The sequence below is a fragment of the Pseudomonas brassicacearum genome (genome assembly GCF_918698105.1).
Taxonomy (GTDB): Bacteria; Pseudomonadota; Gammaproteobacteria; order Pseudomonadales; family Pseudomonadaceae; genus Aquipseudomonas; species Aquipseudomonas brassicacearum_F.
Window position 1 is genome coordinate 70,426 of record NZ_CAKKMI010000021.1, and the last position, 15,136, is coordinate 85,561.

15 protein-coding genes are annotated in these 15,136 nt (G+C 60.2%); 5 read left to right on the forward strand and 10 right to left on the reverse strand.

Annotated elements, in window-relative coordinates; genetic code table 11:
* Positions 1-251 precede the first annotated feature (251 nt).
* A complete protein-coding gene (locus tag LQ215_RS10935) occupies positions 252-704 on the forward strand; it encodes a GNAT family N-acetyltransferase (protein WP_230149634.1) in 453 nt (150 codons plus the stop codon).
* Positions 705-811: 107 nt separating this feature from the next.
* Here the strand turns inward: LQ215_RS10935 and LQ215_RS10940 are convergent, their stop codons facing one another.
* From LQ215_RS10940 to LQ215_RS10950, 3 genes are read right to left on the reverse strand one after another with little or no spacing between them, the layout of a single operon-like run.
* Complete coding sequence (locus tag LQ215_RS10940) at positions 812-1,108, reverse strand: winged helix-turn-helix domain-containing protein (protein WP_003206375.1); 297 nt, start codon at positions 1,106-1,108, stop codon at positions 812-814.
* A 4-nt stretch (positions 1,109-1,112) separates the two neighbouring features.
* Complete coding sequence (locus LQ215_RS10945) at positions 1,113-1,616, reverse strand: M48 metallopeptidase family protein (RefSeq protein ID WP_230149636.1); 504 nt, start codon at positions 1,614-1,616, stop codon at positions 1,113-1,115.
* Positions 1,617-1,658: 42 nt separating this feature from the next.
* The gene (locus tag LQ215_RS10950; protein ID WP_230149638.1) at positions 1,659-3,782 is read right to left on the reverse strand and encodes a putative bifunctional diguanylate cyclase/phosphodiesterase; all 2,124 of its coding nucleotides are present in this window, start codon (positions 3,780-3,782) and stop codon (positions 1,659-1,661) included.
* A gap of 323 nt (positions 3,783-4,105) precedes the next feature.
* Between LQ215_RS10950 and LQ215_RS10955 the strand changes: the two genes are divergently transcribed.
* The 4 genes from LQ215_RS10955 (at position 4,106) to LQ215_RS10970 (ending at position 7,482) form a co-directional block, all read left to right on the forward strand.
* Positions 4,106-4,771, forward strand: coding sequence for a polysaccharide lyase family 7 protein (locus LQ215_RS10955; protein ID WP_230149639.1), 666 nt, complete (start codon positions 4,106-4,108; stop codon positions 4,769-4,771).
* 282 nt (positions 4,772-5,053) lie between these two features.
* Entirely contained in the window at positions 5,054-5,725 is a 672-nt protein-coding gene (locus tag LQ215_RS10960) for a polysaccharide lyase family 7 protein (RefSeq protein WP_230149641.1), read from the forward strand.
* Positions 5,726-6,066: 341 nt separating this feature from the next.
* Complete coding sequence (locus LQ215_RS10965; protein ID WP_230149643.1) at positions 6,067-6,735, forward strand: polysaccharide lyase family 7 protein; 669 nt, start codon at positions 6,067-6,069, stop codon at positions 6,733-6,735.
* Positions 6,736-7,197: 462 nt separating this feature from the next.
* Positions 7,198-7,482, forward strand: coding sequence for a fructose-bisphosphate aldolase (locus LQ215_RS10970; RefSeq protein WP_230149645.1), 285 nt, complete (start codon positions 7,198-7,200; stop codon positions 7,480-7,482).
* A gap of 805 nt (positions 7,483-8,287) precedes the next feature.
* On the opposite strand, the gene LQ215_RS10975 is transcribed toward LQ215_RS10970, so the two are convergent.
* From LQ215_RS10975 to tkt, 7 genes are all read right to left on the reverse strand, one after another.
* Positions 8,288-8,488 (reverse strand): nucleoid-structuring protein H-NS, encoded by a 201-nt coding sequence (locus LQ215_RS10975; RefSeq protein ID WP_230149654.1) that lies wholly within the window; start codon positions 8,486-8,488, stop codon positions 8,288-8,290.
* Between the two features lie 172 nt (positions 8,489-8,660).
* Positions 8,661-9,725, reverse strand: a complete 1,065-nt coding sequence (gene fba / locus LQ215_RS10980) for a class II fructose-bisphosphate aldolase (RefSeq protein ID WP_003177554.1) — start codon at positions 9,723-9,725, stop codon at positions 8,661-8,663.
* 276 nt (positions 9,726-10,001) lie between these two features.
* A complete protein-coding gene (locus LQ215_RS10985) occupies positions 10,002-10,337 on the reverse strand; it encodes an MliC family protein (protein ID WP_230149647.1) in 336 nt (111 codons plus the stop codon).
* Between the two features lie 56 nt (positions 10,338-10,393).
* Positions 10,394-10,618: a hypothetical protein gene (locus tag LQ215_RS10990; RefSeq protein ID WP_223472160.1), complete on the reverse strand. Its 225-nt coding sequence runs from the start codon at positions 10,616-10,618 to the stop codon at positions 10,394-10,396.
* Between the two features lie 31 nt (positions 10,619-10,649).
* The gene (locus LQ215_RS10995; RefSeq protein ID WP_230149648.1) at positions 10,650-11,813 is read right to left on the reverse strand and encodes a phosphoglycerate kinase; all 1,164 of its coding nucleotides are present in this window, start codon (positions 11,811-11,813) and stop codon (positions 10,650-10,652) included.
* 24 nt (positions 11,814-11,837) lie between these two features.
* Positions 11,838-12,893, reverse strand: a complete 1,056-nt coding sequence (gene epd, locus LQ215_RS11000) for an erythrose-4-phosphate dehydrogenase (RefSeq protein ID WP_230149650.1) — start codon at positions 12,891-12,893, stop codon at positions 11,838-11,840.
* 171 nt (positions 12,894-13,064) lie between these two features.
* Entirely contained in the window at positions 13,065-15,062 is a 1,998-nt protein-coding gene (gene tkt, locus LQ215_RS11005) for a transketolase (protein ID WP_013694441.1), read from the reverse strand.
* Positions 15,063-15,136 lie beyond the last annotated feature (74 nt).

Consider the following 15,136-nt stretch of genomic DNA (forward strand, 5'->3'; position numbering starts at 1 on the left):
CTTGACGGGTTCAAAGCCCGGTTTGTTTTTAGCCGAAACTCAACGGATATCCTCAGACATCCGGTCCTAACATTAGCTCATTGAAACCGCTGCGCAGCGCTGTCACGAAGATTACACAAAGAAGACAACGCCGCGACAGAGGAATGATGGCATTTTGATCTTTATTGCAGATTTTCCAGTCGACCGAGAACAAGACTTCCAGGCCAAGCACGCTTAATATCGGCATCAGGTTCTTCAGGAAATTCAAAAAAATGGATATCGAGTGGGTCTGTAAACATCACAGTAACCTGAGCAAGGAACAGCTGTATGCCATCCTCAAATTGCGTGCCGAAGTATTCGTTGTCGAGCAAAACTGCGCCTACCAGGACGTCGACGGCCTGGACCTTGAAGGCGACACCTGCCATCTGATGGCCTGGCAGGACAACCATCTGGTGGCCTACCTGCGCTTGCTCGACCCGCACTCGCAAAACAGTGACGTGGTGATCGGACGCGTCATCATCGCACCGCAAGCACGCGGCCAAGGGCTGGGCCACACGTTGATGGAGCAAGCGCTCAAGCAGGCCGAGAAGCATTGGCCCGGTACGTCGATCTCATTGTCGGCCCAGGCGCATTTGCAGGGGTATTACGGGCGGTACGGGTTTGAAGTGGTGGGTGTGGAGTACATGGAGGATGGGATTCCGCACATCGGCATGCATCGGCCCTGAGGGCGCCATCGCGAGCAAGCTCGCTCCCACAGGGATCTTCAGTGAACAACAATCAAATGTGGGAGCGAGCTTGCTCGCGATAGCGTCAGCCCAGGCAAAGCCAATACTCAGGGATACTCAAGCACCGCCTTGATCCGCGGCAAATTCCCCTCGATCCACCCTCGATCGATCGCCCCCCAATCGCGAATCCGATACCGCCCGGCATGGTTGCGCGCGCCATCCTCTTGCTCGAACTCACAAACGATATCCAGGTCAGCCAGCGCGGCGATGGTGTCCTGGGCAGTGCGCCGAGGCATGCCGGTGGCCTCGGTGAGGGCCGGGACGTTGCTGGCGACACCGCTGTCGATCAGGTAAGCCACGTACAAGCGACGGTAGAAGCTGGTCTTGGTCTTGCTGACATCCATTCGGTCATTCCTTGTGGGGTTGCAGGTCCCGCCAGGTCAGGTACACCCGCAGATCGAATTCCAACTGGTGGTACCCCGGCAGCATGTGCTCGCAGAGTTGGTAGAACGCCTTGTTGTGGTCCGACTCCTTGAAGTGCGCCAGCTCGTGCACCACGATCATCTTCAGGAACTCGGGCGCCGCGTCCTTGAACAGGGCCGCGATGCGGATTTCCTTCTTGGCCTTGAGCTTGCCGCCCTGCACCCGCGACACCGCGGTATGCAGGCCGAGGGCGCGGTGGGTCAGGTCCAGGCGACTGTCGAACAGCACCTTGTCGATGGCTGGCGCGTTACGCAGGTACTGCTGCTTGAGGTCCAGCGCGTATCCGTACAGGGCCTTGTCGCTCTGGATCGGATGCCGGCCCGGATAGCGCTGCTGCAGGTAATCGCCCAGTCGGTCCTGGGCGATCAATTGCTGCACTTGGGCTTGCAGGGCGGCGGGGTAGGCCTGGAGGTATTTGAGCGTGGTCATCAAGGGGCAACACAGTCACAAGAGGCCGCCAGTGTAACGAATTCAAGCCTGCACCGTGCTCCAGTCGAACGGCGTGGCAAAGGCATCGGTGTCTTCGGCCATCAAGGGCCGCGCCACGAGGAACCCCTGCACGTACTCACAGCCATGGGCCTGCAGCCACTCATATTGCTCGCGGGTTTCCACCCCTTCGGCAATCACCCGCAAGCCCAGTTGTCCACACAGGTCGATCACCGAGGCGGCCAACGCGGCATCCCGGGGTGATCCCGGTACGCGGGCGATCAAGTGCCGGTCGAGCTTGAGGGTATCGAGCTCAAGGTCGCGCAGATGCGTCAGAGAACAGGGCCCTGAACCAAAATCATCCAATGCCACCCGCACCCCGAGGTGACGCAGCAGGCGCAATTGCTTTTGGGTTTCATCGGGGTTGCGCATCAGCGCATCCTCGGTCACCTCGACCTCCAGCTGCCTGGGCTTCAAGGCATGGCGCTCCAGCACCTGGCGCAACTCGGTCACCAGGTTGGGCATGCCGAACTGGGTGCTACTCAGGCTCACCCCCAACACCAGGTCGTCAGCGAACAAGCGCTCCCAGACTTTGCGCTGGGCCGCGCTGCGATGATAAATCCAACTGCCCAGGCGACTGATCAACCGCGCTTCTTCCAGCAAGGGCAGGAACAGGCCCGGCGGAACATCACCAACGCTGGGGTGCTGCCAGCGCAACAGCGCCTCGAACCCGCGGATCCGCCCATCGACGATGCTTACCTGCGGTTGGTAGACCATATTGAAGTCGCGGTTCTCGATGGCCGAGCGCACGCTCTCTTCCAGCATCAGTCGTGAACGGGCTCGACCGTTCATTTCATGATCGTAAAAACGGTATTGCTGGCGACCGGCACGCTTGGCTTCATACATGGCAATGTCGGACGCCCGCAGCAACCCATCGAGATTGGCGCCGCAATCGGGGTACGTGGCGATGCCGATGCTGGCCCCCAGTGCGACGTCCATGCCTTCGATCTGCTGGCAGATCGCGACCCGCTCGATGAGCTTCTCGGCGATCTTGGCCGCTTGCTCAGGGAACTCCAGGTCCAGCAGCGCCGTGAACTCGTCCCCGCCCAGGCGCGCCAGGATATCGAATGGGCGCAGGCACGCCTTCAACTGTTCCGACACCCAGCGCAATACCCGATCCCCGGCATCGTGCCCCAGCGAGTCATTGACCCGCTTGAAACCATCGAGGTCCAGGTACAGCAGCACCCAGTTGCTTTCCAGGCGCTCGCTGCGCATCAACAGGTTTTCGGCGGTCTGGTAAAACCCCCGGCGGTTGAGCAAACCGGTCAGCGGGTCCGTGACCGCCTGGTATTCGAGTTGCTGGTGCAAGTGGCGAACCACGGACATGTCCTGGAGCGTCACCACCATCGCCTTTTGTTCCGACGGCAACGGCGCACAGGACAAGGCCACCGACACCTGCTGGCCGGGCGCCGTACGCAGGACCGCGTCATGCAAGCGCCAGGTTTCACCCCGACGATAGGCGTTGTGGATATCGGAATCGACCCACTCGGGAATGTGCGGTTTCTGCAGGAAATCCAGGAACGGCATGCCCTGCAATTGCTCGGCGGTGGCATTGAGCAAGCGGCAGGTAGAGGGGTTGGCGAAGCGGATACAGCCATGCTCGTCCACCACCAGGATGCCTTCGGCGGCGTTGTCCAGCACCGAGGCATTGAAAGCCCTGGCCGCTTCGAGGTCCTGGCTCAGGCGCTGCAAGGCCCGGCGATTGCGCTGGTGCTCGAGCAGCGCCTGGACCTTGGGCTTGAGGATTTGCGGATCGAAGGGTTTGAACAGGTAATCCACGGCGCCACTGGCGTAGCCCTTGATGACCGCATCCTGGGATTGCTCGTTGGCCGTCAGGAAAATGATCGGCGTGAGCCGCGTGCGCTGGCTGCCGCGCATCAGGCGCGCCACTTCGAAACCGTCCATGTCGGGCATCTGCACATCCAGCAGAACCAGGTCGATGTCGTGTTCAAGCAGCAGGTTAAGCGCCTCGATCCCCGAGGACGCGGTCATGACTTGCCAATCCTGACGCTGCAACAAGGCTCGCATGCTGAGCAGGTTTTCAGGGTAATCATCAACAATCAAAAGGACAGAGCTGTCTTCGCCGAGCGGTGGTTGCGCGCATTCCATGCTGCTTCTCTTATCGGGCGCCACGTCCGTTTTTACGTAGCAAAGCGGACAAATACTGTCCCCTCACTCTAGACCGGGATTGTCAAAAGCAGTAGGTGTCAACGCGCCATCATCCAGGCAAAGCCCGAAATAGCCGACTAACGGTCACCCTCCTCGGGCACAAAAGCTGCACAGACAACTTCGACGGACAATTGACGTCAGCCATCCGCCGAAAGGTTGCCAGCCAGTTTCTTCCGTCGCTTACCCATACGCCCGAAAAGACCGGCCTAGAGCCTTGCCTTGCGGTGTGCGGCTTTTTCATCGAGTGACATAGGATCCCCACCATGATCGATCTCTCAACCTGGAACCTGAGCATCCCCGAAGGCAGCCCTCCGGCCACCATTGAAACCTCTCAACTCGTGCAAGGGTTCCAGGACCCGTATTTTCGCTCCGATTCCGGCACGGTGTTTTTCTGGGCGCCGGTGACTGGCGCCACGACCACTAATGCTATTTATCCACGCAGTGAACTTCGTGAAACCTACAGCAACGGCACCTTGCGCAATTGGCTGTACCCGGCGGCGGACAACAAGCTGGCTGCCACCCTGGCCGTCAGCCAAGTGCCCAGCACCGGCAAGGTCGTGATTGGCCAGATCCATGCCAAGGACAGCACCAGCCCCATGGTGAAGCTGGAATACCAATATAAAACCTACAGCACCACCGGCAACATTGTCGCCAAGGTGCGCATGCGCCCGGACGACGAAACCGGCCAAGTCATCACCATCGCCACGGGCATCAAGCTGAATCAATCCTTCTCTTACCTGATCCATCTCAGCCCCGCCGGCGTGCTGACCATCAATGGCGCGGGTTACCAGTGGAGCTCCCCCATCAGCTCCACTTGGAGCGACAAGCCGCTGTACTTCAAGGCGGGCGTGTACGTGCAGGACAACACCGGTTATCCCACCGAAGGCGGGACCGTGACGTTCAGCCTGCTGGATATCGATCACATCTAGGCGCTTGCGTGACGCCAGGGCAGCAACGGAATGCTGCCGGCCTGGGGTGACCCTATCGATGCGCCATAGTTCAGAGCGAGCTCAAAACTACCGACTAACGGTTACCCATCCAGGCATAGATGCTGCAATTGACACATTCGACGAACAATTGACGTCAAACATCCGCCGGATGGCTACTTAAAAAGACCCCTTCCTGCGTGATCAACACGCTCCAAATGCTCGGAGTAGAGCCTCCCGCTTTGGTACTCAGCACTTTTACGCCCCGTTACGCAGGATCCGACCATGATCGATCTCAATACTTGGAACTTGAGCATTCCCGAAGGCAGCCCCGCCACCACCATCGAAACGCCTCGGCTGGCCCAAGGGTTCAAGGATGAATATTTCCACTCCGACACCGGCATGCTGTTCTTCTGGGCGCCGGTGACCGGCACCAAGACTGCAAACGCGATCTACCCACGCAGCGAACTGCGCGAAACCTACAGCGACGGCACCCTGCGCAACTGGTTGTACCCGGCGGCGGACAACACCCTGCGTGCCGCCATCAGCGTCAGCCAGGTGCCCAGCTCCGGCAAGATCGTGATCGGTCAGATCCACACCAAGGACAGCACCAGCCCCATGGTGAAACTGGAGTACCAGTACAAAACCTATAGCTCCACCGGCAACATCGTCGCCAAGGTGCGCTTGCGCCCCGACGACGAATCCGGTCAAGTCATCACCATCGCCACCGGCGTGAAGCTCAATCAAAGTTTTACCTACATGATCCACCTCAGCCCGAAGGGCGCGCTGGGCATCAGTGCGGCGGGCTACAACTGGAGAACCACTGTCGACCCTTCCTGGAAGGTCAAACCGCTGTATTTCAAAGCGGGCGTCTACGTACAGGACAACACCGGCTACACCACCGAGGGCGGCAAAGTGACGTTCAGCCTGCTGGAAATCAAACATACGACGCTTTGATCGAAAATCCGCTCAGCCGCAACAGCAGCACGGAACGCTGCTATCGGCGCCCCTCTTGAGAAGGCATCCGGTTCAGGGTGCTTTTTTTTGCCCTGCACCCGGCAAAGCTGCCAAATTGCCATCGCGTAATGGTTCCGAGAAAAAGCCAGGCAGCCGACCAATGGTTATTTATCTCGGGCACAAATCCGGAAAACACCACTCTGACGGTCTGCTGACGCCAACCCTCCGCCGGACGACCGTGCCAAAAACTCGTCCGCACCCCTTCTGGCCTCAGTAAACGCGCGTCTTAGAGCCTCCGGCTGTGGCGTAAATCATTTCTTCTTCTCAGAAAGGATCCGAACATGGTCGATCTTGCAACCTGGAACCTGAGCATCCCCGAAGGCAGCCCGCCGAAAACCATCGAAACCCCTCGGCTGGTGGATGGGTTCCAGGACAAATATTTCAATTCCCAAGGCAGCACGGTGTATTTCTGGTCACCGGTGACCGGTACCAAGACTGAAAACGCAATCTATCCGCGCAGCGAATTGCGCGAGACCTACAAGGATGGCACCTTGCGCAACTGGGTCTATCCCGACGCCGACAACCAGCTACGGGCAAGCCTCGTTGTCAATCAGGTGCCCAGCAGCGGCAAGATCGTGATTGGTCAGATCCATACCAAGGACAGCAGCAAGCCCATGGTCAAATTGGAATACCAATACAAGGAAGACAGCGCCACCGGCAACATCGTCGCCAAGGTCCGCATGCGTCCCGATGACGATGAAGGCCGGGTCATCACCGTTGCCACGGGGGTGAAGCTGAACCGGTCCTTCTCTTACCGCATTCATCTTGATCGTACGGGCGATCTTGGCATTACCGCTGCGGGTAACAGCTGGTACACCACCGTGGGCCGCGCCTGGCGCGACAAGCCGTTGTACTTCAAGGCTGGGGTGTATGTGCAGGATAACTCCGGTTACACCAGTGAAGGCGGGAAAGTGACGTTTAGCGTGTTGGATATCGATCACAACACCTGAAATTTCGCTTCCGAAAATCCCGTAGGAAACACCCTCTTGTGGCGAGGGGATTTATCCCCGCTGGGCTGCGAAGCAGCCCCTCTTTCCGTCAGCCCCACCGCATGTGCCGACTTTACGGCGGCTGCGCCCCCGAGCGGGAGCAAGCTCCCTCGCCACAGGGTGTTGTGGCGTCCTACAGGTCGGTTTTGGCTTCGAAAATCTCCTCTATAGTTCGGTGTGTCTGCTGGCTTTGGTCGGTGGGCAAGGGTTTCGCAGCCCACCGACAGAACAGAGACTTTGCACCGTCAAATGAAAATTCAGGCAAACTCGCCTGCGTTCATTTTATGGCGGTTGCGCGTGGGAGACCTTCGGGTCTGCCGGGTTTGGTCTCTATCTCGGTCTGCGAACCCGCGTGCAACTGCCACCCATTTGTTTCGCAGCAAGAAGGTGGCGATCAATTTTTATTAATAGAGCCCAAACCTTATGACGACGACTCAATCAGTTAGCCGCTTCACCCCTCTCACTCCAATCGCCACCACCCAACCTGTGCTGTTCATCGACAGAACCGCCCCGCTAACAGAGCTTCACGCCTGCGCCAGTGAACGCCTACATGCCACCCTCGATTACCTGACGCTCATGGCCTGCGCCACCCTGCGCGATTCGGCCGCCAGCGACTTCAATACCCTCACCAATGTTGCTCGGATCTTGGTCCAGGATGTCACCGATGTGTTTGGCGTCATTGAACAGCGCGGGCTCGAAGACCAATAAAGATCCCCTGTGGGAGCGAGCTTGCTCGCGATAGCGCTGGGTCAGTGATAGGGATGTTGGCTGACACAGCGCTATCAGGATCTGTGTGTATATCCGTTTTCTTTGCAACGGCCGCTTATGGTTTCGCCCTTACGGCGAGTCACTTTCGAAAAGCGCGAAAGTAACCAAAGCGCTTCTGCCCCACCACTTGGCGCCTCGCCTAGGCTCGGCATGCCCTCACTCCGGCATTGCTCCGTGGGCCGCCGCGAAGGGCCATCCATGGCCCAGCGCGGCTATCCCGGCATCCATGCCGGAATGCCCACTCCACAATGCCTGCGTTCGGCCATCGTGGTTAACGGGGCGCCGAGATCAACGTCCATCGCGAGGCGGCCTAGTAGCCGACCTGGCTCTTCTGGTCGTACACCCATCAGATCTGTTTGAGCAGCTCCTGTGGGAGCAAAGCTTGCTCGCGAGGCGGCCTCACAGCCGACCTGGTTCTCCCGGTCGTACACCCCTCAGATCTGTTTGAGCAGGACCTGTGGGAGCAAAGCTTGCTCGCGAGGCGGCCTGACAGCCGACCTGGTTCCCCCGGTCGTACACCCATCAGAACTGTTTGAGCAGGACCTGTGGGAGCGAGCCTGCTCGCGAAGAGGCCGGTACATTCAACATCTTCATCGACTGAACCACCGCCTTCGCGAGCAGGCTCGCTCCCACAATTGAACCGGTGTACGACCAGCAGAGCCAGGCCGGCTGTCAGGCCGCCTCGCGAGCAAGCTTTGCTTCCACAGATCTGCCGGGTGTACGACCGGGAGAGCCAGGTCGGCTACTAGGCCGCCTCGCGATGGACGTTGATCTCGGACGCCCCGTTAACCACGATGGCCGAACGCAGGCATTGCGCAGTGGGCACCTCGGCATGGATGCCGAGGTAGCCGCGCTGGGCCATGGATGGCCCTTCGCGGCGGGCCCACGGAGCAATGCCGGAGTGAGGGCACACCGAGCCAAAGCGAGGTGCCAAGTGGTGGGGCATGAGCGCTTTGGTTACTTTCGACTGGGCCGGCTTCCGGGCTTTTCGAAAGTGACCCGCCGTAAGGGCGGAACCATAAGCCGCCGTCACCCAAAAAACGGATATACACACAAATCCAAAACATAAAAAAACCCGCATCACTGCGGGTTCTTTAATAACGAATAACGCGAAAAGCTTAGTTGACCTTAGCGTTCAACTCACCTTTCAGATACCGCTGATACATAGCCTCCAGAGAGATCGGCTTGATCTTGGAAGCATTACCCGCAGTACCAAACGCCTCATAACGCGCAATACACACATCACGCATCGCCGTCACAGTCGCGCCAAAGAACTTACGCGGATCAAACTCGCTAGGGTTGGTCGCCATCAACCGACGCATCGCACCAGTAGAGGCCAGACGCAAATCGGTATCGATGTTGACCTTGCGCACGCCGTACTTGATGCCTTCGACGATCTCTTCAACCGGCACGCCGTAGGTCTCTTTGATGTCGCCACCGTACTGGTTGATGATCGCCAGCCACTCCTGCGGTACCGAGGAAGAACCGTGCATCACCAGGTGAGTGTTGGGGATGCGCTTGTGGATTTCCTTGATGCGGTCGATCGCCAGCACGTCGCCGGTTGGCGGCTTGGTGAACTTGTAGGCGCCGTGGCTGGTGCCGATGGCGATGGCCAGGGCGTCGACCTGGGTCTTCTTGACGAAGTCCGCGGCTTCTTCCGGGTCGGTCAGCATCTGGCTGTGGTCCAGCACGCCTTCGGCGCCGATGCCGTCTTCTTCACCGGCCATACCGGTTTCCAGCGAGCCCAGGCAACCCAGTTCGCCTTCTACCGACACGCCGCAGGCGTGGGCCATGGCGACGGTCTGCTGGGTGACGCGTACGTTGTACTCGTAGTCGGTCGGAGTCTTGCCGTCTTCGCCGAGGGAACCGTCCATCATCACCGAGCTGAAGCCCAGCTGGATGGAGCGCTGGCAGACGTCCGGGCTGGTGCCGTGGTCCTGGTGCATGCACACCGGGATGTGCGGGAATTCTTCGATCGCTGCCAGGATCAGGTGACGCAGGAACGGCGCGCCGGCGTATTTGCGGGCACCGGCCGAAGCCTGGACGATCACCGGAGAGTCAGTCTTGTCAGCGGCTTCCATGATGGCGCGCATCTGCTCAAGGTTGTTGACGTTAAAGGCTGGAACGCCGTAGCCGAACTCGGCTGCGTGGTCCAGCATCTGACGCATGCTGATAAGTGCCATTAGTGTGTCTCTCCCGGTCGAGGGTCGTTAATCGTGCCAGCCTGCCGGAGCGGCGGCGGCTATTCAAGTCATTGCGGATCGGGGGTCGGCCCCGGTCTGCGTGTTCGGTATCGCTAAACCCAGCTACTGACGCGATCCCTGTGGGAGCGAGCTTGCTCGCGATGAGGGCGGTACATTCAACATCACTGTTGCCTGATACACCGCTATCGCGAGCAAGCTCGCTCCCACACTGGATCTGCTCCCACATTTGGATCCCTGTGGATCAGTTCAATCGTATTACTGCGCTTTGCAGCCACGCCCAATCAAGTCATTGGTGGCGACCCAATACACCAGGCCTTCCTCACCCTTGACGTGAAACGCCAGCATGTCATCGCTGTACAGGGAACCTTCGGCACCCGGCTCAAGCTTGAGGCGATAAACCTTATCGGCACCGCCCAGGCGTACATCGACCTCCTTGCGGGCGGCGTCGGTGTAGCGCCAGAGCACTTTGGCCTCGCTGTCACAGGTCCAGCTCGTCCAGCCCTCTGCAACGGGCTCGGACGACTGCAAAAAACCCAGTTGCGCACAACCGCCCAGCAATGCCAACGCCACGACGGCGATCAAGCCTTTCATCCGTGTTCCTCGACTGACGGCACACGCCGCCAGCCATGAGTTAAGAGTCAGACCCGTCAAGGACAACCATGTTCCTTGGTCGGGGTTTGCGTCTCGTATTTGTCCAGGCCGTCCGGTCCGGAACGCTTGTTCAGCACCGGGTTGGTCTCGGCCTGCCAGTCGGCCTGGTAACAGCCGTCTTCAGGCGCTGGCGTGCCGGGTTGCGGCGCCGGAGCCTGCGGGCTGCTTGAGCAGGCCACCAGCATCGTCGCCGCCAACAGCAACGGGATCGTCTTGACCATCAGAACACTCCTTTGCCTGGTCAATGCAGCTTCAGGCCTTGGCCCGGCTTTCCAGGACTTCCACGGCTGGCAACACTTTGCCTTCGACGAACTCGAGGAATGCGCCGCCGCCGGTAGAAATGTAGGAGATCTGCTCAGCCACGCCATATTTGTCGATGGCCGCCAGGGTGTCGCCACCACCGGCGATGGAGAATGCGTCGCTTTCGGCGATGGCCTGGGCCAGCACCTTGGTGCCGTTGCCGAACTGGTCGAACTCGAACACGCCGACCGGGCCGTTCCACAGGATGGTCTTGGAAGATTTCAGCAGTTCGGCGAAGTTGGCCGCGGTTTGCGGGCCGATGTCGAGGATCATATCGTCCTCGGCTACGTCATCGATCAACTTGACGGTGGCGGTGGCGCTTTCAGCGAATTCCTTGGCCACCACCACGTCCACCGGCAACGGTACGCTGACCTTGGCGGCGATTTCCCGGGCGGTGTCCAGCAGGTCCGGTTCGTACAGGGATTTGCCGACCGGGTGACCGGCCGCGGCGAGGAAGGTGTTGGCGATGCCGCCACCGACGATCAACTGGTTGCAGACCTGGCTCAGGCTGTTGAGCACGTCCAGCTTGGTGGAGACCTTGGAGCCGGCAACGATGGCCGCCATCGGTTGGGCCGGCGAGCCCAGGGCCTTGCCCAGGGCGTCCAGCTCGGCCGCCAGCAACGGGCCTGCGGCGGCGACTTTGGCGAACTTCGCCACGCCATGGGTCGAACCCTCGGCGCGGTGGGCAGTGCCGAACGCGTCCATCACGAACACGTCGCACAGGGCGGCGTATTGCTGGGCCAGTTCGTCGGCGTTCTTTTTCTCGCCCTTGTTGAAGCGCACGTTTTCGAACAGCACGACATCGCCGGCCTTCACGTCGACGCCGCCCAGGTAGTCAGCGACCAAGGGCACGTCACGGCCCAGGGCACGGCTCAGGTAATCGGCCACCGGCTTGAGGCTGTTTTCTGCCGAGAACTCGCCTTCGGTCGGACGGCCCAAGTGCGAGCAGACCATCACCGCCGCACCTTTTTCCAGGGCCAGCTTGATGGTCGGCAGCGAAGCCAGGATACGCGCGTCGCTGGTGACAACACCGTCCTTGACGGGGACGTTGAGGTCTTCGCGGATCAGTACGCGCTTACCTTGCAGATCGAGGTCGGACATCTTCAACACGGTCATGGGTCGCAATTCCTGGGTAACTGTTTAGAGAGCAGGTTTTTTAGAAGCGGTTTGCAGGTAATGCTCGGCAACGTCCAGCATTCGGTTGGCAAACCCCCATTCGTTGTCGAACCAGGCCAGGATGTTCACAAGCCGAGGCCCGGAAACACGGGTCTGGCTGGCATCGACGATGGCCGAATGCGGGTCATGGTTAAAATCACAACTGGCATGAGGCAACTCGGTGTAGGCCAGAAGGCCTTTGAGCGGACCACTGGTGGCGGCTTCGCGCAGGATCCGGTTGACCTCGGTGGCGTCGGTATCGCTCACGGTCTGCATCGTAATGTCGAGGCAGGACACGTTGACCGTCGGCACCCGCACGGCTTTGGCCTGAATTCGCCCGGCAAGTTCCGGCAGCAGCCGTTCGATGCCGCGCGCCAGACCAGTGGACACCGGAATCACCGATTGGAACGCCGAACGGGTGCGGCGCAAATCCTCATGGTGGTAGGCGTCGATCACCGGCTGGTCGTTCATTGCCGAGTGGATGGTGGTGATCGACACGTATTCCAGGCCAATGGCCTGGTCCAGCAGGCGCAACAGCGGCACGCCGCAGTTGGTGGTGCAGGACGCGTTGGACACCAGCAACTCTTCGCCGGTCAGGCAATCCTGGTTCACGCCGTAGACGATGGTGGCGTCCACGTCCGCTTCACTGGCCATCGGCTGGGAGAACAGCACCCGTGGCGCGCCGGCCGCGAGAAAACGCTGGCCGTCTTCGCGGTTGTTATAGGCACCGGAGCACTCGAGCACCAGATCGACATCCAGGGACGCCCAATCGATGCCTTCGGGGGTGGCACTGCGCAGGACTTTCACGCAGTCGCCATTAATATGCAGACAATCGCCCTCCACCCGCACCTCGCCGGGAAACCGGCCGTGGGTGGAGTCAAAGCGTGTCAGGTATTCGATGCTGGCCATGTCGGCCAGGTCATTGATCGCCACGATTTCGAAACCGGCCTTGGCCCCTCGCTCGAACAACGCACGCAAGACGCAACGACCTATCCGGCCGTAGCCGTTGAGTGCAACTTTGTAGGGACGCGGTTGGGGCATGGGGGGTTCTCTGACCAGAGTGAAGCCATGGAGTACAGCGCTGAATGTTCCGCAGTCATCGCGGGCAAGCCTTGCTCCCACAGGCTGGCATTTTCCCAGTAGGGGTGTGCACATCCTGTGGGAGCAAGGCTTGCCCGCGATAGAGTCAGAACAGGCAATACATGCCTGGACTTAGTCTTCCAGCAGCTCTTCAGCCTGACCCAGGATGTTTTCCAGGGTGAAACCGAATTCCTCGAACAGCGCCGGCGCAGGTGCCGATTCGCCGTAGGTGGTCATGCCGATCACGCGACCTTCCAGGCCCACGTACTTGTACCAGTAATCGGCGTGAGCAGCCTCGATGGCGATCCGCGCGCTGACCTGAAGCGGCAACACCGCTTGCTTGTAGCCGGCATCCTGGGCGTCGAACACGCTGGTGCATGGCATGGACACTACGCGCACGTTGCGGCCCTGCTCGGTCAGCTTGTCGTAGGCCTGGACGGCCAGGCCGACTTCGGAACCGGTGGCGATCAGGATCAGCTCAGGCTCGCCGATGCAGTCCTTGAGCACGTAGCCGCCGCGGGTGATGTCACCGATCTGGTCGGCATCGCGGTTCTGGTGCTGCAGGTTCTGGCGCGAGAAGATCAGCGCCGACGGGCCGTCGTTACGCTCGATCGCGTATTTCCAGGCCACTGCCGATTCCACGGCATCGCATGGGCGCCAGGTGTCCAGGTTCGGCGTGCAACGCAGGCTCGCCAGTTGCTCGATCGGCTGGTGAGTCGGGCCGTCTTCGCCCAGGCCGATGGAGTCGTGGGTGAACACATACAGGATGCGTTTTTTCATCAGCGCCGACATGCGCACGGCGTTGCGGGCGTATTCCATGAACATCAGGAAGGTCGCGCCGTAAGGCACCAGGCCGCCATGCAGGGCCACGCCGTTCATGATCGCGCTCATGCCGAACTCGCGAACGCCGTAGTACATGTAGTTGCCGCTGGCGTCTTCGGCGCTGACGCCTTTGCAGCCTTTCCACAGGGTCAGGTTGGAACCGGCCAGGTCGGCCGAACCGCCCAGCAGTTCAGGCAACAGCGGGCCGAAGGCGTTCAGGGTGTTCTGGCTGGCCTTGCGGCTGGCGATGGTTTCGCCCTTGGCGGCGACTTCAGCGATGTACGCCGAGGCTTTTTCGGCGAAATCGGCCGGCAGCTCGCCGCTGAGGCGACGCACCAGCTCGTTTGCCAGCTCAGGGAATTCGGCGGAATAGGCCGCGAAACGCTGGTCCCATTCGGCTTCGAGCGCGCGGCCTTTTTCCTTGGCATCCCACTCGGCGTAAATGTCGGCCGGGATTTCGAACGGGCCATGGTTCCACTTCAACGCGGCGCGGGTCAGGGCGATTTCCTCGGCACCCAGTGGCGCGCCGTGGCAGTCTTCCTTGCCTTGTTTGTTCGGCGAGCCGAAACCGATGGTGGTCTTGCAGCAGATCAGGGTCGGCTGGGCGCTTTTGCGGGCGGTCTCGATGGCGGTCTTGATCTCTTCCGGATCGTGGCCGTCGACGTTGCGGATCACCAGCCAGTTGTAGGCTTCGAAGCGCTTGGGGGTGTCGTCGGTGAACCAGCCTTCGACTTCGCCATCGATGGAGATGCCGTTGTCGTCATAGAAGGCGATCAGCTTGTCCAGGCCCAGGGTGCCGGCCAGGGAGGCGACTTCATGGGAAATGCCTTCCATCATGCAGCCATCACCCAGGAACACGTAGGTGTGGTGATCAACAACGTTATGGCCGGGGCGGTTGAATTGCGCCGCCAGGACTTTTTCCGCCAGGGCAAAACCCACGGCGTTGGCAAGACCTTGGCCCAATGGACCGGTGGTGGTTTCCACGCCTGGGGTGTAGCCGTATTCCGGGTGGCCCGGGGTGCGGCTGTGCAGTTGGCGGAAGTTCTTCAGGTCATCGATCGACAGGTCGTAGCCGGTCAGGTGCAGCAGCGAGTAGATCAACATCGAGCCGTGGCCGTTGGACAGTACGAAACGGTCACGGTCGGCGAAGGCTGGGTTGCTCGGGCTGTGCTTGAGGTAGTCGCGCCAAAGCACCTCGGCGATATCCGCCATACCCATGGGGGCACCGGGATGGCCGCTGTTGGCTTTCTGCACGGCATCCATGCTGAGGGCACGAATGGCATTGGCACGCTCACGACGGCTGGGCATCGCTGTTCTCCTGCGGGTATTGAATCGAGAATGAATAAAACGGAACTGAAAAAAGGCGAGCATTTTCCCTCACC